The following is a 19,138-nucleotide window of genomic DNA, read 5'->3' on the forward strand; positions in this document are numbered from 1 at the left end:
AGCTGCCATGCGGATCGCCCTCTTCATCACCTGCGTCAACGACCTCGCGTTCCCGGCCACCGGCATCGCGGTCACCCGCATCCTGCGACGGCTCGGCCACACCGTCGACTTCCCCACCGCCCAGACCTGCTGCGGGCAGATGCACGCCAACACGGGTTACCGGGCCGAGGCCATGCCGATGGTGCGCAACTACGTCGACGTCTTCGACTCCTACGACGCCGTCGTCGCGCCGTCCGGGTCGTGCACCGCGATGATCCGCGACCAGTACCCGCGCCTGCACGCGCCGGCCACGTCGGTGGCCGCCCGCACGTACGAGCTGTCCGAACTGCTCGTCGACGTGCTCGGCGTCACCGACGTCGGGGCCGAGTTCCCGGAGACTGTCACCTACCACCCGACCTGCCACGGCCTGCGGATGCTGCGCCTCGGCGACCGGCCGCTCACCCTGCTGCGCCAGGTACGCGGCATCGAACTGGTCGAGCTGGGCGACGCCGAGGAGTGCTGCGGCTTCGGCGGCACGTTCGCGCTGAAGAACCCGGACGTCTCCACCGCCATGCTCACCGACAAGTGCGACCGGGTCCGCGACACCGGCGCCCGGGTGCTCGCCGCGGCCGACAACTCCTGCCTCGCCCACATCGGCGGCGGCCTCGACCGCCGCCGGTCGGGCGTACGGGCCGTGCACTACGCCGAGATTCTCGCCGAGACGGGAGCCAGCTCATGAGTCATCCGGTCGCACCCGCCACCGGGAGCGGGCGGATCCGTACGCCGCTGCCCTTCCCCACCGCCGCGAAGCCGGCGGTCGCGGACGCGCAACTGCGGGCCAACCTGCACCGGGCCACCCGCACCATCCGGGCCAAACGAGCCCGGGTCGTCGACGAGGTGCCCGACTGGGAGGCTCTGCGCGACGCCGGCTCGGCCATCAAGGCGGACGTCCAACGTCGATTGCCGGAGCTGCTGGAGCAGTTCGAGGCGTCCGTCACCGCCGCCGGCGCCACCGTGCACTGGGCCCGCGACGCGGCCGAGGCGTGCCGGATCGTGGTCGAGTTGACCCGGGCCACCGGGGCCGACGAGGTCGTGAAGGTCAAGTCGATGGCGACCCAGGAGATCGAGCTCAACGAGGCCCTGGAGGCCGCCGGGATCGCCGCGTACGAGACCGACCTCGCCGAGCTGATCGTGCAGCTCGGCGAGGACTCCCCGTCGCACATCCTGGTGCCGGCGATCCACTACAACCGGGCCCAGATCCGGGAGATCTTCGAGCGTCGCATGGCCGACGCGCCGGCGGACCTGACCGACGAGCCAGCCGCGCTGGCCGAGGCGGCCCGCGCCCACCTGCGACGACGGTTCCTCTCGGCCCGGGTCGCCGTCTCCGGCGCCAACTTCGCCGTCGCCGACACCGGCACCCTCGTGGTGGTGGAGTCCGAGGGCAACGGGCGGATGTGCCTGACCCTCCCGGAGACGCTGATCAGCGTCGTCGGCGTCGAGAAGCTGCTGCCGACCTTCACCGACCTGGAGGTCTTCCTGCAACTGCTGCCGCGGTCCTCGACCGGCGAGCGGATGAACCCGTACACCTCGATGTGGACCGGCGTCACCCCCGGCGACGGCCCGCAGGACGTGCACGTCGTGCTCGTCGACAACGGCCGCTCCGCGGTGCTCGCCGACCCGGTCGGGCGGCCCGCGCTGTCCTGCATCCGCTGCTCCGCGTGCCTCAACGTCTGCCCGGTGTACGAGCGGGCCGGTGGGCACGCGTACGGCTCGGTCTACCCGGGGCCGATCGGGGCGATCCTGTCACCGCAGCTGACCGGCGTGGCCGACAACGCCTCACTGCCGTACGCCTCGACGCTCTGCGGCGCCTGCTACGACGTGTGCCCCGTGAAGATCAACATTCCGGAGATCCTGGTCCACCTCCGCCAGCAGGCACCGCACCCGCCGGCAGAGCGGGCCACCATGCGCCTGCTGTCCTGGGTCATGCGCAGCCCTCGACGCTGGGCGGCAGCCCTGCGACTGGGCCGGGCCGGCGCGGGGCCGCTCGGGGCGTACCGTCAGCGGCGCACCGGCGCTCGGACGCTGCGGCGACTGCCCTGGCCCGCGTCGGCGTGGACCCGGTCGCGAGACCTGCCGCTGCCCGCGCCGCAGACCTTCCGCGAATGGTGGGACAAGCAGTGAACGCACGTGACGAGATCCTGGCGCGGCTCCGGACGGCCCTGGCCGACAGCCCGCCGCCGGTGCAGGTGCCGCGTCGGTACCGTCGGGTCGACGACCGCGCCGACCTGATCGAAGCCCTCGTCGACCGTCTGGAGGACTACCGGGCGGTGGTCCACCGTGGCCTCGACGCCCTGCCCCGGCTGCTCGGCGGGGTCGGCCGGCTCGCCGTCCCCGCCGACGTCCCCGCGCACTGGTTGCGCGGCCACACCGGAGAGCTGCACCGCGACGCGCCGCCGCTGTCACCGGCCGCGCTCGACGGCATGGACGCGGTCCTGACCGGCTGCGCGGTGGCGGTCGCCGACACCGGCACCATCATCCTCGACGCCGGCCCGGCGCAGGGGCGTCGCGCGCTCACCCTGGTGCCCGACCGGCACATCTGTGTCGTCCGCGCCGACCAGGTCGTCGGCCTGCTGCCGGAGGCGCTGACCCGACTGGACCCACGCGCGCCGCTGACCTTGATCTCGGGCCCGTCGGCGACGAGCGACATCGAGCTGAACCGGGTCGAGGGAGTGCACGGCCCGCGCCGCCTGGAGGTCGTCCTGGTCGACTCAGGAGTCTGACGACACCTGCTCGCGGGTCTCGCCCGCCGTGTCCCGCAGCGGAACGTCGCGCACGTTGAGCAGCATGACGATGCCCACGCCGACCACCAGTGCGATGTCGGCGACGTTGCCGACGAAGAACCCGGCGTAGTCGATGAAGTCCACCACGTGCCCGCGCGCGAACCCGGGCTCGCGGAAGAGGCGGTCCAGCAGGTGCGTCGCCGCGCCGCCGAGCACCAGGCCCAACGCCACCGCCCAGGGACGCGACGTGACCCGCCGGGCCACCACCGTCACCGCGACCACCGCCACCGCCGCGAACACCGCGAAGATCCAGGTGTACGCGGTGCCGATCGAGAAGGCCGCGCCCGGGTTGTAGACGAGGCGCAGTTGCAGCAGCTCGCCGAGAACGGTGATGGTCTGCCCGTCGGACAGCGCGGACTCGGCCCAGTACTTCGTGGCCTGATCCGCGGCGAGCACCACGGCAGCGATCAACACGACGGCGCGGAACATCCCGGAACCCTAGCTCACGGTTTGGTGCGCGGGCGGCGCCGGTGCCCGGCCCGGCTCAGTGCCGCCGGCCGGGAAAGTCGACGGTGAACGGCGAGGTGCCCACCCGGACGGCGGACGCGTCGACCTGCCTTACGTAGTCCGGGTAGCAGCGGTCGCGGTGCAGGCAGAACCGGACCCGCTGGCCGGGCAGGAGTCGGGCGTCGTACCGGCCGTCCTCGACGTTCTCGTCGACCGCGACGATGTCGCCGGTGTCGGCGTTGTAGACGTAGACGGGGTAGCTGTAGCCGTACACCGGAAGGCCGTTGGCTTGGCCGGAGACGGCGGTGCCGGCGCTCATCCGCTCGTTCGCCACGGTGGTGGCGCCGGCGACGACCTTGATCCGGGTCGCCTTGACGCTGTTCGGCGCCCCACCGGACCACTGGGTGGCGTAGACGCTGTTGGCGCCGCCGTTGCCTGGTGGGATGAACGCCAGTGACCACTCGTACGGGCCGAGCCCGCTGAAGGTGTACGAGCCGTCGCCGGGAACCTTCCTGGTGGTCTCGTACCAGAACGGATCGTAGGTCGTCAGCGCGACGGTCACCGATACCGGCTGGCCGGTGACCGCGTCGGTGATCGACCCGGTGATCGCCCCCGCCCGGTCCAGCAGGATGTCGGGCAGCGTGGTGATCCCGGGCCCTGGCTCGACCACCACTGCCTTGGCCCGGTCGCCGGTGCCACCCTGCCGGCCGACCCACTGCGCGCCGTGCCCGTTGGCCGAGCCGCCGGCCCAGATGTTGTACCGGTCCGGGTGGAGGCTCCGGAACCGCACCACCCCGTTCTCGTCGGAGATCTCGTTGGCGTCATAGATGTCGGGGAACCGCTTGTCCACCGAGATCGCGATGATTCCCGTGTTGGGCACCGGTGCGCCGGTCTCCCGGTCCCGCAGTGTCACGCGCAGTTCGTTGCCGGGCGGCTGGACCGGCAGCGTCGCGTGGGTCACCCGCCCGGCGACCGCGGTCGCCTCGACCATCCCGCCCTCGTGTACGCCGTCGTTCGCGGCGCCAGTGAACCGGTAGTGGCCGGGCGGCACCTCCAGGTCGACGTACCCGTTCGGGAAGGTCCCGGCGGCGTTGGTGCAGATGAAGCCGAGCTCCAGCGGGTCCTGCACACAGAAGTTCCGCACCTCGGCGCCGGTGGCCGCGTCGGCCGCGACGAACCGGATCCGGCCGGCCGGAGGAAGCACGTCGTCGACGACGAGCCGGCCACGGGTCGGGACGGTGACAGCTCCCCAGGGGAACCCGAGCCGGCTCGGGTAGTAGCGGGGCCGGAACACGCCGGGCAGCTGGTTGGTGATCCGGTAGCGGCCGGCCGACACCCCGGACACCCGCCACCGACCGGCCCGGTCGGTGGTGGTCGAGTAGGTCGGATGCTCGGCGCCGGAGTCCGGCGCGAGGGTGACCCTGACCTGGCCAGCCGGTCGGCCGGACCGTTCGGTCAGGGTGCCACTGACGGTCGCGGCGGCGCTGCCGGCCCGGACCGGCGCGACCGTACCCAGCACCGCGTCGACCCCGAGCAGCAACAGCGCGCTCAGCGCCGCCAACAGGAGAGTTCCGGTACGTCTGGTGGGACGTGCTACTCGACTGCCCATCGTGGTGGCACCTCCCGAATCGGCGAAGCCCGGCTCGCTTCGCGTACATCAGGGCAGCCTAATCACGCTCCTCACCACTGCTTGTCAAGTGACGAACACGGACAGTGTCGGTTTTCGAGGCATCTGTGGACAGCTACGGACGGTCACGGCACCCCCAGCCGCCGGCCGCCACCGGTGGCCACCCGCCCGGCTGATGGTTGGTCGGGTGAGGCGCGGAAACAACATATTGCCTAGATTTGGTAATTGCCAAAGGGTTGCAACTGTGCCACCGTGATGATCAACGGTTCCGGCGCTGCGCCCACCCGACCACCGATTCCCCCCACACCACAGGAGCCCTCTGTGACCCGGATGCGTCCGACCTTCCGACGGCTCGTGGCGTCGACAGCAGCGGCCGGGATGCTCGTCCTCGCCGCCTGCTCGGCGCCGACCAATCCGGACAGCCCAGCCGGCGGCGGGACACTTGTCGTGGCCACCTCCGACGAGCCGGACGCACTCAACCCGGTGCTCAACTTCGGCGTCGACGGCGCCGCGCTGATCTTCGACGGGCTCGTCGCCCGCGACAGCGACAACCGCCTCGTCCCCGGGCTGGCCACGGCGTTGCCGGTGCTGTCCGCCGACGGGCGCACCGTGACCGCGAAGCTCCGCGACGGTGTGCAGTTCCACGACGGCACCACGCTGACCGCCCAGGACGTCGTCTTCACGTACCAGTCCGTGCTGGACCCGAAGGTGGACTCCACGCTGCGCTCCGACCTGGACATGGTGGAGTCGGTGACCGCACCCGACGCGGCGACCGTCGTGTTCCGGCTGCGCTACCCGTACGCGCCGTTCCTGCAACGACTCACCCTGGGCGTCGTGCCGTCGAAGCTGCTCAGCGGGCAGGACATCAACACCACCGGGTTCAACCGCAAGCCGATCGGGACCGGGCCGTACAGGGTCGAGTCCTGGACGCCAGGTGACCGGCTGGTGCTCACCGCGAACGAGCGCTACTTCGGTGGCCGGCCGGCGAACAACCGGGTCGTGGTGGCGTTCGTGGCCGACGACAACGTCCGCGCCCAGCGGATGCGGGCCGGCGAGTTCGACGCCGCCGAGCTGCCGCCGAAGCTCGCCTCCGGGTTCGACGCGGACACCACGTACCGGGTGCAGCGGGTGCCGACCGCCGACTACCGGGGCGTGATGCTGCCGATGGGCAACCCGGTCCTCGCCGACCCGGCGGTCCGCCGGGCGCTCGACCTCGCCGTCGACCGGGCCGCGATGGTGTCCGGAATCCTCGGTGGCGCCGGTGAACCGGCGTTCGGGCCGGTCCCCCCGACCTCCGAGTTCGCCGACCCCTCGACAGTCGGCACGCCGACCGCCGACGCGACGGCGGCGGGCGCGCTGCTCGACGCGGCCGGATGGAAGCCGGGCGCGAACGGGGTACGGGCCAAGGACGGCCGGCCGGCCCGGTTCACGCTGATGTACCCGGCGACCGACACCCTGCGCAAGGACCTGGCCCTGGCCGTCACCGCCGACGCGAAGAAGATCGGCATCGAGGTCACCCCGGCCGGGCTCACCTGGGACGCCATCGATCCGCGGATGAAGTCCGACGCCCTGCTGATGGGCTACGGCACGCCGTACGACCCGGACTTCGTCTCGTACAAGCTGTTCAGCTCCCAGTTCGCCGGGCAGGGCTACTTCAACCCTGGCTCGTACCGCTCCGAGGTGACCGACCGGGCCCTCCAGCAGGGCCGCGACCAGATCGACCCGGCCCTTCGCAAGGCCGCGTACGCGCAGTTCCAGAAGCAGTTGGCCGCCGACGTGCCGTGGCTGTTCCTCGCCTACCTGCGGCACACCTACGTGCTGAAGTCTTCCGTGCAGGGCGCGACCCCCCGGGTCGAGGCGCACGAGCACGGGGTGGCGAACAGCATCTGGTGGAACATCGACACCTGGACGCGCTCGTGACCCGCTCCGGCCGACTGGCCGGGGCCGGGGCGGTGGTCCGACGTCGACTCCTGGTCGCCGTGCCGGTGCTCGCCGCGACGAGCGTCGGGATGTTCGCCCTGGGTGCCGCCTCACCTGTCGACCCCGCCAAGCAGTACGCGGGCGCGGCGGCCTTCACCGCCACCGAGGAGAACCTGGCGCAGATCCGCGCCAACTGGGGTGTCGACGACCCCCTGCCGGTGCAGTACCTGCGCTGGATCGGCAACCTGCTCCGGGGCGACCTGGGCTGGTCGACGAGCCGGCACGAACCGGTCGCCTCGGTGCTCGCCGCCCGGGCCGGCTGGACGTTGCTGCTGATCGGGGTGACCCTCGCCCTGGTCCTGGTCGCGAGCCTGCTGCTGGGCGCGCTTGCCGCGTACCGCAGGGGTGGGTTCTTCGATCGCGGGTTGCGGACGGCCGCCTATGCGGTCGAGTCGATGCCGGTCTTCTGGCTGGGCCTGGCCGCGATCGCCGTGTTCGCACTGGCCCTGGGCTGGTTTCCGGCGGGCGGGCTCACCGACGTCACCGCGACCAGCACCTCATGGGCCGACGTGGCGCACCACCTGACCCTGCCGGTCGGCGTGCTGGCCGTCTCCCAGGCACCGTGGTTCGTGCTGTTCGTGCGGGACGCGGTCGCGGAGAGCATGCGCGACGACCACGTGCTCGCGGCGCGGGCCCGCGGGTTGCCCGGGCGAACGGTGCTGTTCGGGCACGCGCTGCGGACCGCGCTGCTGCCGTTCCTCACCCTGGTCGGCACCCACCTGCCTGAGCTGGTCGGCGGGGCGGTGCTCGTCGAGACGGTCTTCTCGCTGCCGGGCCTCGGCGCCGTCACGGTCGCCGCCGCGCTGGGCAGTGACTTCCCGCTGCTTGCGGCAATCACGCTTGTCACCACCGCGGTGGTGCTCGCCGCGAACCTCGCGACCGACCTCGCCTACGCCGCCGCCGACCCGAGGGTACGACTCGATGGCTGACCTCGCCGCCCGACCGCCGCTGCTGCACGTGGCCCGATCCCGGCTGCGGCTGCGACCGGGCCAGACCGGCGTCGTCATCGCCGCTCTGATCCTGCTGGTGGCCGTCGCCGGTTCGCTGCTCGCTCCGCTGCTCTGGCCGCTCGATGAGAGCGCGGTCGCGCTGGACCAGACCCGGTTGGCACCGTCCTGGGCCCACCTCGCCGGCACCGACGACCTGGGCCGGGACGTGGCGCACCGGGCCGTCTACGGGCTGCGGGTCTCGTTGCTCGTCGGCGCGGTCGCCGCGCTGGTGGCCACGGTTCTCGGGGGCGTGGTCGGCGGAATCGCCGGCACGCTCGGCGGTCGGGTCGACCGGATCCTGATGCGGATCGTGGACACCATCGCCGCGATGCCGCACCTGCTGCTGGGCGTCTTCATCGTCGCCATGCTGCGGCCCAGCCTCGGCGCCGTGATCGCCTCCGTCGGGCTCACCCACTGGCTCTCCACCGCCCGCATCGTCCGATCCGAGTTGTTGAGCCTGCGGACCCGACCGTTCATCGACGCCGCGACCAGCGGTGGGGCCGGCCGACTCCGGGTCCTCACCCGGCACCTGCTGCCGCACGTCCTGCCCCGGCTGGCGTTGGCCACCACCCTGATGATTCCGCACGCGGTGTGGCACGAGACCGCCCTGTCGTTCCTCGGCCTCGGCCTACCGCCGCACCTCGCCTCACTCGGCAACATGATCAATGACGGTCAGGGGTCGCTGCTGACCGGCGCCTGGTGGGCCAGCCTGGCGCCGGGCGCGGTCATCGTCGTCGTCACCCTCGCCATCGCGGTCCTCGCCGCCCGCTGGCGCGACCGCCTCGATCCCCGGGTCCGAGCGGAGCTGCACCTGTGACCACCACCGAGTCCGTTCCCGCCCCGGCATCGCCCCGCGCCGCCGCAGGTCAGCCGCTGCTCACCGTGGACGGCCTCGGCGTCGAGTTCCGGCTCCGCGACACGACGGTGCGTGCCGTCAGCGACCTCGGCCTCACCGTCCGGGCCGGCGAACTGCTGGCCATCGTCGGCGAGTCCGGTTGCGGCAAGTCCGTCCTGGCCCACGCCCTGCTCGGCCTGCTGCCCGGCAACGCCACCACCACCGGCCACGCCCTCCTGCACGAGCCGGACGGCGAACCGGTCGACCTGATCACCTGCGGTCAACGGCACCTGGCCCGTCGGGTGCGTGGGCGCCGGGTCGGGCTGGTGCCGCAGAGCCCGGCCACCGCCCTGAACCCGGTGCGCACCGGACGCCGACTGCTCGCCGAGACGCTGCGGGCGCACGGCCGCGACCGCACGGACGCCGACCAGCTCGCGGTCGACGTCGGGCTCGACCCGGCGGATCTGGACCGCTACCCCCACGAGCTGTCCGGTGGCATGGCACAGCGACTGGTCACCGCGCTCGCGCTGGCACCCGACCCGTCGCTGCTCATCGCCGACGAGCCGACCACCGGCCTGGACCGGCCCCTCGTCGACCACACCCTCGACCTGCTGAGACGTCGCTGCGACAACGGCGCGGCGGTCGTGCTCATCACGCACGACCTGGCGGCCGCGCAGCGGGTCGCCGACACCGTCGCCGTGATGTACGCCAGCCGCATCGTGGAACACCGCGACACCGACCAGCTCTTCAGCGCACCGGCCCACCCGTACGCCTCGGCGCTGCTCGACGCCCTGCCGGACCGGGCCTTCCGGCCGGTGCCGGGCGACCCGCCGATGCTCACCGCGCTGCCCCCCGGCTGCGCGTTCGCGCCCCGCTGCCCGCGCCGCACCGACGCCTGCGCGGAGCGACCGGAGCCGACACCGGTCACCGGCGGCGGCACGGCGGCCTGCCACCACCCGATCCCTCCGGGAGCCACCACGTGACCGACGCGCAGCACCTGCTCGCCGACGAGGTGACCGTCGGGTACGGCCGCCAGGTCGTCGTCGACGGCGTCACCCTGCGGATCGACCGGGGAGAGACGGTCGGACTGCGCGGACCATCCGGCTCCGGAAAGTCGACGCTGGTCCGGGTCCTGGCCCTCCTGCACCGCCCCGACCACGGCCAGGTCAGCATCGACGGCACGCCGGTGCACGGAGTGCGGTACGCGGTGCCGGTCGCCCTGCGGACCCGCGTCGCCGCCCTGTTCCAGAGCCCGCGTGCCGCCGCCGACCCCCGTCTGAGCCTCGCCGACCTGATCGCCGAACCGTTACGCGCCACCCGGACGCCCGAGCCGACGGTCCGCGAACGGGTCGCCGAACTCGCCGATCTCGTCGGCCTCACCGCCGACCTGCGCGGCCGACGGCCACACGCGGTCTCCGACGGGCAACTGCAACGCGCCTGCCTCGCCAGGGCCCTGGCGCACCGCCCGGACTACCTGCTCTGCGACGAGGCCACCGCGATGCTTGACGCCTCCACCCAGGCGCACGTGGCCGCCGTCATCCGCGACTACCAGCGGACCCGGCGGGCCGGCGTCCTGGTCATCAGCCACGACCAGACCCTGCTGGACCGCTGGAGTGACCGGATCGTCGACCTCGCCAGCCAGCTCATGACCGGGCGAACCAGCGCCGCCGGCGAGCATAGCCGGTCTGCCGAGCGGCCCCGCACCACCCGGGCATGAGGAATCCGCTGCTCAGTCGGCGATGTCCACGACGACCTTGCCCGCGGCGGTGCCGCCGGCAACCAGGCGGTGGGCGTCCATGACCGCGTCGAGCGTGAACCGGCGCCCGTCCAGTCGAGGGCGCAGCGCGCCGGCGTCGGCAAGCGTCGCGATCTCGCGCAGGATGACGCCGTGGTGTTCGCGGCCGCGCCCGGTGAGCATCGGTAGCAGGGTGAACACGCCGGAGTAGGTCGCGCCCCGGAACGACAGTGGGGCGAGCGAGTGGGAGCCCCAGCCCAGCGCGCTGACGACGTGACCGTGGTAGGTCCGGACCGCCGCGAACGACGCGTCGAGCGTCGCGCCGCCGACGTTGTCCATGACGATGTCGAACCCCGCACCGCCGGTGTACCTCTCGACGTACTCCTCGACCGTGCTCGCGGTGTAGTCGATGGGCACGGCACCCAGGCTCTCGATCACCGGCATGCTCGCCGGCCCGCCCGTGGCGTACGCCTCGGCGCCTCGTGCCTGGGCAAGCTGCACGCCCACGTGACCGACCCCGCCGGCACCGCCGTGCACCAGCACCTTCTGCCCAGCGTGGACCCCGGCTCGGTCGACAAGCCCTTCCCAGGAGGTGACGGCCGCCAGAGGCAGGGCGGCGGCCTCCCGCATCGAGAGGCTCCCCGGCTTGTGGGCCAGCAACCGGGCGTCCGCGGCCACGTACTCGGCCAGCGAGCCCGGTAGGTCGCCGACGCCCCCGCACAGCCCGTACACCTCGTCTCCCGGCTGGAAGCCGGTCACGTCCGCGCCGACCGTCGCGACGACACCGGCAAGGTCCAGGCCGAGCACCGCGGGTAGTTGGACACGTGCGTGCGCCGCCTTGCCCGCCTGGATCTTCGTGTCGAGCGGATTGACCCCGCTGGCGACGACCCGCACCAGAACCTGCCCCGCCTTGGGACTGGGTTGGTCGATCTCCTCGATCGTCAGCGGAACGTCGAACTCCCGCAGCACCGCAGCGCGCATCGCAATCCACATTCTCCGCGATCAGGATGTCACCTGACGTTATCCGACCGAATCGCCGGCCGGCTGGCCTTTCTGCGACCGCGGCCGACGCGGGCCTGCTCAGCGACCGCCGACCACGGAGGCGATTGTGGCGGGGGCATCGAGGGGGGCCAACTGGTCCTCGTCCAGTCCGTAGCGCCGGGCGAGGTACGCGGGATCCTGCGCGGAGACCGTCTCTCCGACGTCTCTCGCGCTCCGCCTGGTCACCAATCCGTCGTTCACGGCCTACCCCCGCTCACCGTGTCGCTGGGCGAATCCCACCTCATCCTGCCCGCACCCGGGGCCGGTCCGGGGAGGTTCTGCGCAACCTCGCCTTTTGCCAGGCGAGGAAAAAGTCCGTCGACTCTTGAAAAAAGCCTCATGATGGCGAGGATATTCAGATGCATCGTCTCCCTCAGACTCCGGTGCGGGTGCTCTCGGGCCTCCTCGCGCTCCTCCTCGCCTCGGCGGTCGCCCTGCTCGCGTCGGCCCAACCCGCCGCAGCTCACGGGACCCTCGCGATGTCCACACCGGCGGGGGGCGCGACGGTGAGCGAGCCGTTGACGTCGGTGCAGCTGTTCTTCACCGAGAAGGCCGCCGCCAACGCGTTCTTCACGGTCACCGCGCCGGGTGGCATCCGGGTCGACAATGGCTGGTCGTACGGGGAGCCGAAGCCGCTGGACAAGCCGGTACGGGAGTACTTCCTGGTCAACGGCCAGTTCGAGCCACGTGAGTACACGACCGGGTTCCCCGCGACGGTGGCGGTGACGCACCTGCCGGCCAAGGGCGAGTACTCGGTGAGCTACCTGTCGGTCGCCTCGGACGGCGACCCCGTCCGCGGCACGCTCACCTTCCGCTACAACGGGCGGGTGACGGCGGCGCCCAAGGGGTGGAGCCCACCGTCGACCCAGCCGGACCCGGCGCTGTTGGCCACCGCCGAGCAACACGGGTCGTCCGGGCAGGCGTCGGCAGTGCCGACGGTCGCCGCCGAGACGGCGGTCCCGCCGTCCGCGGCAGCACCGACCGGGTCGACGGATGAGAGCGGTCCGGGAGCAGTCGTCTGGGCCGGCCTGGCGGCGGTGGCCACGGCGGCGACGGTCGGATTCGTGGTCTGGCGTCGTCGGACGGCCCCCGCTGGCCGACCCGCCGGCCGGGGCCGTACCTCGCCTTCGACATCCTCTCGACGCGGCGCCGGCACCCGTCCCGGGACCAGGGCCGCTGGCACCAAGGGCACCGGCACCAGGGCCGCTGGCAGCAAGACCGCAGGCAGCAAGGCCGCCGGCACCAAGGCTGCCGGCACCAAGGCTGCCGGCACCAAGACTGGCGGCGGAGCCGTCGCGGGCAGGACCGTCGCGGCGACCAGCAGCGGTTCGCAGACCTCGGACGGTAAGCGGCGGTCCAGCGCCGTGCCGGCGCAGCGCGAGGAGATCACCGCAGTCGTCGCGGCACGGACGAGCGTGGCTGTCGATCCAACTCCGACCGATGAGGACACCACGACCCTCGCCACGACGGACAGTCGGCCACCCGTCGACTCCGGAGCATCGCCTGACCCGGATCTCGCCACGGCGACGCCCGGGTCCCGGCTGAGCAACACCAGCCTGGCACTGATCGTCGGTACCCTGGTGCTCGCGCTGCTCGCCGGCTACGGGTTGGCACGCATCAACGGCAGCGGCGGCCCGGCCGCCGACACCGCCAGGCAATCGGCGGGCGGTCAGCCCGTCTCCGGCCCGGCGGGGTCCGCGAGCGACGGGCACCAACACCCGGCAGGCACCGGGCCGCACACGCACCGGGGCGACGGCGCCACCGGCGAGACGCTTGCCACCGGCACGACCGTCAGCGCCGGCGGGTACATACTGCAACCGCTGGAACGAACCCAACCCGCCGGGGTACGCGCCGACTACCGCTTCCGCGTCGTCGGCACCGACCGACAGCCAGCAACGCGCTTCGCGGTCGTCCACGACAAGCCGCTGCACCTGATCGTGGTGGGCCGCGACCTGACCGGCTACCAGCACCTGCACCCGACGATGGCCGCCGACGGCACCTGGAGCGTCCCCCTGACGCTGGCCCGACCCGGCGGCTACCGCGTCTACGCCGACTTCTCCGTCACGGCGGCAAACGGCACCCAGGTGCCTCTCGTGCTGGGGGTCGACCACACGGTGCCCGGCGCGCACACCCCCACCGCGCTGCCGCCGGCCCAGGCGCAGGCGACGGCCGGCCCGTACGCGGTGTCGATGACCGGCACCCCGACGGTCGGAGTGACCGCGCCGATCCACTTCCAGGTCAACCGGGCCGACACGGCTGCGCCCGCGCAGCTCGAGCGCTACCTGGCCGCGTACGGGCATCTGGTCGTCGTCCGCGAGGGTGACCTCGGCTACGTGCACGTCCACCCCGAACCGGAGTTGGTCGACGGGACCGTCAAGTTCTGGCTGACCGCGCCGAGTTCGGGGCGCTACCGGGCCTTCTTCGACTTCCAGGTGGGAGGGAAGGTGCACACCGCCGAGTACACGATCGACGTGCCCTGAGCCTGGAACTTTCTCCGTGCTGCGGCCGACCAATCAGCCAGCAGCAATCATCGGAGGAAAACACATGCTCAGCACCAGCCCGCTCGGTCCACGTCGCCGCTCGGCCGCGATCCTCGCCGCCGCGATCCTGACGGTGGGTGCCGCCGGTTGCGGATCGTCCGACTCTCCGTCGACCGCGCCGACGGGCCCGTCCGCGTCGACCTCGGCCAACCCGGACGCTGGTGTGCTCGGCATTCGTGACCCGTGGGTGAAGGCCGCCGACAAGGGCATGACGGCGGCCTTCGGGACCCTGGTCAACGACGGAGACAGCGATGTCACGGTGACCGGTGCCACTTCCTCGCTGTCGCCGATGGAGCTGCATGAGATGACCATGAAAGACGGCAAGATGGTCATGCAGGCCAAGCAGGGCGGCATCGTGATCAAGGCCAGGAGCACGCATGCGTTGGAGCCCGGCGGCGACCACCTCATGCTGATGAACCTCACCAGGCCCGTTCAGGCCGGCGACGAGTTGACCTTCAGCTTGACCTTCGCCGACGGCAAGACCCAGCAGTTCAGCGCGGTGGCCAAGCCGTTCACCGGCGCACAGGAGAGCTACGCCCCCGGGCACGGCCAGCCGATGCCCGGCATGAGCGCCACGCCGGGGACGAGCACGAGCCCGGCATCGTGACGCAGACGCCACCCGTCCGGCCGGTGAGCAGGCGGGGCCTGCTCACCGGCGGGGCGCTCGCCGCCGGAGGAGTTCTGGCCGGCGGCGCCGCCATCGCCACGACCCGTACCGACGGCGGGCAGCCGCAGCCCGCGGCCGACGCCACCCCGGTGGCAAGCGTCGGTGGCCTGGTCGAGCCGTTCCACGGCGTCCGGCAGGCCGGCGTCGCCACCGAGCCGCAGGCCCACGCGTCGTTCGTGGCCCTCACCCTGCGCGCCGGCACCGACCGGGCCGCGGTGGGTCGGATGTTGCGGCTGCTCTCCGACGACGCCGCCCGGCTCACCCAGGGCCGGCCGGCGCTTGCCGACACCGAGGCCGAACTCGGGCTGCTGCCCGCGCGCCTGACCGTGACCTTCGGCTTCGGGCCCGGCCTCTACCGGGCGGCCGGCGTCGACGACCGGCGGCCGGCATCGGTCGCCGACCTGCCGTCGTTCCGCATCGACCGGCTCAAGCCGATGTGGTCCGGCGGTGACCTGCTGCTGCAGATCTGCGCCGACGACGCGATCACCGTCGCCCACGCCCAGCGGGTCCTGATCAAGGACAGCCGACCGTTCGCCACCGTCCGGTGGGTCCAGCAGGGTTTCCGGCGCAGCCCTGGCGTCGAGCCGGACGGCCACACCCAACGCAACCTGTTCGGTCAGCTCGACGGCACCGCCAACCCGCGACCGGGGGCGCCGATGGACAGCGCCGTGTTCGTTCCCGGCGGCCCCGCATGGCTGCGCGACAGCACCACTGTCGTGCTGCGGCGGATCAGCATGAACCTGGAGACCTGGGACCTGCTCGGCCGCTCCGACCGCGAACTCGCCGTCGGGCGGCGTCTCGACAGCGGCGCTCCGCTCACCGGCAGCGCCGAACACGACGAGCCCGACTTCGCCGCCACCGGCCCGGACGGCCTCACCGTCATCCCCGACTTCTCCCACCTGACCCGCGCGCACGTCACCGACGATCGGCTGAAGATCCTGCGCCGGCCCTACAACTACGACGGAGTGCCGACAGCCGAGGGCCACGCCGACAGCGGCCTGATCTTCGCGTCGTACCAGGCCGACATCGCCCGGCAGTACCTGCCCATCCAACGCCGGCTGGCCGAACGGGACCTGCTCAACGAATGGACGACGCCGATCGGCTCCGCCGTCTTCGCCATCCCGCCCGGGTGCCAACCGGGTGGTTGGATCGGTGAGCAGGTGCTCGGATGAGCGTCCCGTTCCGTCGCACCGCCGTCCGGCTCGGCGCGGCGGTGCTCGCCGTCGGAATGGCGGTGCTCATCCCGGCCGGCCCAGCCTGGGCGCACAACTCGCTCAAGACGGCCACGCCCGCTCGGGACGCGACCCTGCCGAGCGCGCCGACCGAGATCACGCTCGAGTTCATGCAGCGGCTCGACCCGGCGTTCACCACGATCGTGCTCACCGACGCGGCCAAGCGGAAGCTTCCGACCAGCGAACCGGTGGTCACCGGAGCGAGGAGCACGGTCCAGGTGACCGACACACTGCCGAACGGGACGTACACGGTCGCCTACCGGGTCGTCTCCGTCGACGGGCACCCGGTCCAGGGCTCGTACCCGTTCACCGTGGCCGATCCCGCGTCCACCGCCGCGCCGGTCGTCGCGGTCAGCGCGTCAGCGCCCGCCCCGCCCGCCGCCGAAGCGGTTTCCGGCGGTGGTCCGAGCGTCGGTCTCCTCGTCGCGGGCGTCGCACTTGCCGTCCTCGTCCTGGTGACGGCCGGGCTGCTGTGGCGACAGGCCGCCCGGCATCCCCGGGGAACCACGGGCGTCTCTCCCCCGACTACCGATTAGGGCCGACGCGACACCCCACCGGGCGACCAGACCAGTTCGGGAACACCTTCGTGCTTTCCGACTCTTCCGATCGGATCACCATGTCTCTCACCGAGTTGTCCGGCACGTCGACGCCGGAGCCCGTCACGACCGCCGGGCAACCGGCCCGGCCGGTCCGGCGCACGTCACCGTTCGGCGCGTTGCTGCTGCGGCTGCACTTCTACGCCGGCATCCTCGTCGCCCCGTTCCTGGTGGTCGCCGCGCTGACCGGCCTGGCCTACACCACCACCCCGCAACTCGACCGCATCCTCTACGGCGACAAGCTGACCGTCGCCCAGGTGGGTGACCGTCAGCTTCCGCTGGCCGAGCAGATCGGGGCCGCCCGCAACGCGCACCCCGACGGCAGCATCACCACCGTCCAGCCCGGTGCCGGCGACCAGACCACAAAGGTGGTGTTCTCGCTGCCTGAGCTTGGCGAGAACCAGCACACCGTCTACATCAACCCGTACACCGGCGAGTCCCAGGGGCAGCTCACCACGTGGTTCGGGTCCACCCCGATCACCACCTGGCTGGACGACCTGCACCGCCACCTGCACCTGGGGACGGTGGGCGAGCACTACTCCGAGCTGGCCGCGAGCTGGCTGTGGGTGATGGCGCTGGGTGGGGTCATTCTCTGGTGGCGGCGCCGTGGCGCGGCCCGTGCCGCCGTCCGGCACCTGCTCGTGCCGGACCTGTCCACGGGTAAGGGTGTGCGCCGTACCCGGGGATGGCACGCCACCACCGGCATCTGGCTCACCGTCGGGCTCCTCTTCCTCTCGGTCACCGGGCTGACCTGGTCCCGCTACGCCGGCGCGAACTTCGCCGCCGGTCTCGACGCGCTGAGCGCCCGCACTCCCGAGATCTCCACCAGCCTCACCGTCGGCTCCACCGCCCCGGCCGAGACCGGCGGCGGCCACGAGCACGGTCCCGCCGGGGCGGGTGAGGTCGTCCCGTCGGCGACCTTCGACCGGGTCCTGGCGGTCGCTCGCGGCGCGGGCCTGTCCGGCCCGGTCGAGATCACCCCCGCGCCGGAGGCAGGCTCCGCCTGGACCGTCACGCAGGTCGACAACACCTGGCCGGTCAAGAAGGACCGCATCGCCGTCGACCCGGCCTCCGACACGGTGACCGCCCGCAGCGACTTCGCCGACTGGCCCCTGCTGGCCAAGCTGAGCGGCCTCGGCATCCAGGCCCACATGGGGATCCTCTTCGGCCTGGTCAACCAGATCCTGCTCGCCGCGCTCGCCCTCGGCCTGCTCTGCGTCATCTTCTGGGGATACCGGATGTGGTGGCAGCGCCGACCGACCCGTGCCGACCGCCGGGCGATCGCCGGCACCCCGCCGGCCCGTGGCGGCGTACGCGGCCTGCCGCTCTGGGCGCTGCTGATCGGCGTACCGGTGGTCGTGGCGGTCGGCTGGGTGCTGCCGCTGTTCGGGATCACCCTGCTCGCCTTCCTCGCCATCGACGTGGTGGTGGGCGTGGTGTCCCGACGCCGACGCCCCACCGTGGCTCCCACCTCACCGGCACCCGCGGGGAGCTGATCAGATCACCACCTGTTTGGTGTTCGGCAGGCTGTCGACGATCGACCTGTGCACGTTGATCGTGTCGGCGATGACCTCGTGGGGTGTGTTCGCCATCCACTGCATCACCGAGATGTCCTCGAACCGGGGATGGCGGAACATCTCCAGGAACACCAGCGGCTCGTCGCCGGTGTTCTCGATGTAGTGGCCGTACGCGAAAGGGACGTAGCCCACGTCGCCGGCCTGGAAGTCGAACGTCCGGGCGGCGGCCTGTGCGGCGAAGACGCCCATCCGGCCGGTGCCGGAGATGTAGTACTGCCACTCGTCGGTGGTGGGATGCCAGTGCAGTTCGCGCATCCCACCCGGCTCGACCTCCACGAGCGCCGCGGCGGTGGTCACCGAGGCGGCGAAGTTCGTCGAGTCGGTGATCCGGACCGTTCCGCCCCGGAACCGTTGCGGGGTCTGCGCGAGCATCCGGTGCTTGAAGCTGCGCGGGATGTCTCCGGTCGGGCTGACCACCCGGTCCTGCGCCAGGGGCGGTGGGACGTCACCCTGGAAGATGTACTTCTCCCGCTCGGGCAGGTTCTCCATCTGTTCCAGCGTCCAGCCGAAGTTCTTGGCCAGGACGTGCCGGGGAGTGTGCGCGAAGAAGTCGCTGAGCAGGAACGTGTTGTTCTCCGAGAACGCGCCGTCGTCGAAGACCAGCAGGAACTGCGCACCGTCCTTCAACGCCTGGATGTTGTGCGGCACACCCTGCGGAAAGAACCACAGATCGCCGGCCTTCACGTCCTCGATGAAGTTGCGTCCCTCGTGGTCGACGGCGCTGATCCGGCAACTGCCGCTCAGCATGTACGCCCACTCCGACTGCTGGTGCCAGTGGATCTCCCGGTATCCGCCCGGCTCCAGGCCGAACTGGACACCGGCCAACTGCGTGGCGATCGGAAGGTCGCGGCTGGTGACCTCCCGGGTCCAGCCGCCCTTCTCCACCCGCGTGTGCGCCTGCGAGAACGAGAACTTGAGGTTCGGCACCAGCCGGCTGTCGGTCGTCGGCGGCACCACCAGATCAGGGTTCTGCCGCTCGAGCTCGACGTTGCGGCCCGCGAGCGGCGCGGAGCCCTGATCACCGCGCCGTGGCTGGGGATCGTCGTTCGCCAT

General features: G+C 72.0%; 17 protein-coding genes. 13 read left to right on the forward strand and 4 right to left on the reverse strand.

All coding sequences use genetic code 11. The annotated features are described in order from the left end of the window. Positions 1–7: 7 nt before the first annotated feature. Genes AB0C15_RS11080 through AB0C15_RS11090 form a run of 3 tightly spaced genes read left to right on the forward strand, consistent with a single transcriptional unit; the run spans position 8 to position 2,759 of the window. Positions 8–718 carry a (Fe-S)-binding protein gene (locus tag AB0C15_RS11080; RefSeq protein ID WP_357351029.1) on the forward strand — a complete coding sequence of 237 codons (711 nt, stop codon included), beginning with the start codon at positions 8–10 and terminating at the stop codon, positions 716–718. Further along, on the forward strand, positions 715–2,160 hold the full coding sequence (locus AB0C15_RS11085; protein ID WP_357351030.1) for a LutB/LldF family L-lactate oxidation iron-sulfur protein: 1,446 nt from the start codon (positions 715–717) through the stop codon (positions 2,158–2,160). The genes AB0C15_RS11080 and AB0C15_RS11085 overlap by 4 nt, the downstream gene beginning before the upstream one ends. Further along, the gene (locus AB0C15_RS11090; protein WP_357351031.1) at positions 2,157–2,759 is read left to right on the forward strand and encodes an LUD domain-containing protein; all 603 of its coding nucleotides are present in this window, start codon (positions 2,157–2,159) and stop codon (positions 2,757–2,759) included. Before AB0C15_RS11085 ends, AB0C15_RS11090 begins: the two co-directional genes overlap by 4 nt. Here AB0C15_RS11090 and AB0C15_RS11095 read toward each other — a convergent pair. Together AB0C15_RS11095 and AB0C15_RS11100 are read right to left on the reverse strand one after the other, a co-directional pair. Next, positions 2,748–3,248 carry a signal peptidase II gene (locus tag AB0C15_RS11095; protein ID WP_357351032.1) on the reverse strand — a complete coding sequence of 167 codons (501 nt, stop codon included), beginning with the start codon at positions 3,246–3,248 and terminating at the stop codon, positions 2,748–2,750. The genes AB0C15_RS11090 and AB0C15_RS11095 overlap by 12 nt on opposite strands. A gap of 55 nt (positions 3,249–3,303) precedes the next feature. Further along, the gene (locus tag AB0C15_RS11100; protein WP_357351033.1) at positions 3,304–4,875 is read right to left on the reverse strand and encodes a carboxypeptidase-like regulatory domain-containing protein; all 1,572 of its coding nucleotides are present in this window, start codon (positions 4,873–4,875) and stop codon (positions 3,304–3,306) included. A gap of 348 nt (positions 4,876–5,223) precedes the next feature. Between AB0C15_RS11100 and AB0C15_RS11105 the strand changes: the two genes are divergently transcribed. The 5 genes from AB0C15_RS11105 to AB0C15_RS11125 are packed head-to-tail and all read left to right on the forward strand — an operon-like array spanning position 5,224 to position 10,414. Next, a complete protein-coding gene (locus AB0C15_RS11105) occupies positions 5,224–6,813 on the forward strand; it encodes an ABC transporter substrate-binding protein (RefSeq protein WP_357351151.1) in 1,590 nt (529 codons plus the stop codon). Next, positions 6,783–7,802 carry an ABC transporter permease gene (locus AB0C15_RS11110; protein WP_357351034.1) on the forward strand — a complete coding sequence of 340 codons (1,020 nt, stop codon included), beginning with the start codon at positions 6,783–6,785 and terminating at the stop codon, positions 7,800–7,802. Before AB0C15_RS11105 ends, AB0C15_RS11110 begins: the two co-directional genes overlap by 31 nt. After that, on the forward strand, positions 7,795–8,679 hold the full coding sequence (locus tag AB0C15_RS11115; RefSeq protein WP_357351035.1) for an ABC transporter permease: 885 nt from the start codon (positions 7,795–7,797) through the stop codon (positions 8,677–8,679). Before AB0C15_RS11110 ends, AB0C15_RS11115 begins: the two co-directional genes overlap by 8 nt. After that, positions 8,676–9,680 (forward strand): ABC transporter ATP-binding protein, encoded by a 1,005-nt coding sequence (locus tag AB0C15_RS11120; protein ID WP_357351036.1) that lies wholly within the window; start codon positions 8,676–8,678, stop codon positions 9,678–9,680. Before AB0C15_RS11115 ends, AB0C15_RS11120 begins: the two co-directional genes overlap by 4 nt. After that, positions 9,677–10,414, forward strand: a complete 738-nt coding sequence (locus AB0C15_RS11125; RefSeq protein ID WP_357351037.1) for an ATP-binding cassette domain-containing protein — start codon at positions 9,677–9,679, stop codon at positions 10,412–10,414. The genes AB0C15_RS11120 and AB0C15_RS11125 overlap by 4 nt, the downstream gene beginning before the upstream one ends. Positions 10,415–10,426: 12 nt before the next feature. On the opposite strand, the gene AB0C15_RS11130 is transcribed toward AB0C15_RS11125, so the two are convergent. Further along, the gene (locus AB0C15_RS11130; RefSeq protein ID WP_357351038.1) at positions 10,427–11,413 is read right to left on the reverse strand and encodes a zinc-dependent alcohol dehydrogenase family protein; all 987 of its coding nucleotides are present in this window, start codon (positions 11,411–11,413) and stop codon (positions 10,427–10,429) included. A 419-nt stretch (positions 11,414–11,832) separates the two neighbouring features. Here AB0C15_RS11130 and AB0C15_RS11135 point away from each other — a divergent pair, with 419 nt between their 5' ends. From AB0C15_RS11135 to AB0C15_RS11155, 5 genes are all read left to right on the forward strand, one after another. Next, positions 11,833–13,953, forward strand: coding sequence for a copper resistance protein CopC (locus AB0C15_RS11135; RefSeq protein ID WP_357351039.1), 2,121 nt, complete (start codon positions 11,833–11,835; stop codon positions 13,951–13,953). A 64-nt stretch (positions 13,954–14,017) separates the two neighbouring features. Continuing rightward, entirely contained in the window at positions 14,018–14,620 is a 603-nt protein-coding gene (locus AB0C15_RS11140; protein ID WP_357351152.1) for a copper chaperone PCu(A)C, read from the forward strand. Positions 14,621–14,643: 23 nt separating this feature from the next. Further along, a complete protein-coding gene (locus AB0C15_RS11145) occupies positions 14,644–15,852 on the forward strand; it encodes a Dyp-type peroxidase (protein ID WP_357351040.1) in 1,209 nt (402 codons plus the stop codon). Continuing rightward, a complete protein-coding gene (locus AB0C15_RS11150) occupies positions 15,849–16,448 on the forward strand; it encodes a copper resistance CopC family protein (protein ID WP_357351041.1) in 600 nt (199 codons plus the stop codon). The genes AB0C15_RS11145 and AB0C15_RS11150 overlap by 4 nt, the downstream gene beginning before the upstream one ends. Before the next feature lie 80 nt (positions 16,449–16,528). After that, positions 16,529–18,004: a PepSY domain-containing protein gene (locus tag AB0C15_RS11155; RefSeq protein WP_357351042.1), complete on the forward strand. Its 1,476-nt coding sequence runs from the start codon at positions 16,529–16,531 to the stop codon at positions 18,002–18,004. On the opposite strand, the gene AB0C15_RS11160 is transcribed toward AB0C15_RS11155, so the two are convergent. Then, on the reverse strand, positions 18,005–19,138 hold the full coding sequence (locus tag AB0C15_RS11160; protein WP_357351043.1) for a cupin domain-containing protein: 1,134 nt from the start codon (positions 19,136–19,138) through the stop codon (positions 18,005–18,007).

It is taken from the genome of Micromonospora sp. NPDC048835, from assembly GCF_040649995.1.
GTDB lineage: Bacteria > Actinomycetota > Actinomycetes > Mycobacteriales > Micromonosporaceae > Micromonospora.